General features: G+C 37.4%; 1 pseudogene. It reads right to left on the minus strand.

Features of this window, described 5'->3' with window-relative positions:
• Positions 1-601: pseudogene (locus AB674_RS21620) on the minus strand (translation initiation factor IF-2); the annotation flags it as partial.

Genomic DNA, 601 nt, shown 5'->3' on the forward strand with positions numbered 1-601 from the left:
AAAACCACCACCACCTGTGTTAGGCGTGATTTTATTCGGATTTGGCGCTCCAGGAACTCCAGGAGTAGCAGGTGGTCTAGGAGCACCCGGCTTTGGAGCAATTCTTTTGCGTTTATTCTTATTAGCATTATTAGCTCCTATAGCTCCTGGCGCACCTGGTTTATTTGGAGTAATTTTAGGCTCTTCTTTTTTCTTTTTAGGCTTATTAAATTGAGATAAATCAATTATCTGACCTGTTAAAGTAGTACCTGATAACTTTTGATATTGAGTTGTTATCGTTTCATCAACCGGAGCCTCTTCAACTTTTTCAATTTTTACAGTTTCAGAAACAACCTCTTTTACTGGCTCTTTCTTTACTTCTTTTATTCCAACAATAGGTTTAACTTCTTTTTTGTCTGAAACAAGTTTATCTTGTGAAGGTTCTTTTTGAACTGGCTCTTTTTGAATAGCTTCTACAATAGCAGGTTTTTCAACCGGAACTGAAACTATAGGAGTCTCGATTTTTTCAACAACCTTAACAGGAGCAGGAACAACTATTGGTTTTTTTGGATTGAGATCTATTTTTCCAACCTGAACAGGTCCAGCTAAAACAGCTCTCGCT

The organism is Flavobacterium sp. ABG (genome assembly GCF_001027725.1).
In the GTDB taxonomy this organism is placed as follows: Bacteria; Bacteroidota; Bacteroidia; order Flavobacteriales; family Flavobacteriaceae; genus Flavobacterium; species Flavobacterium cupriresistens.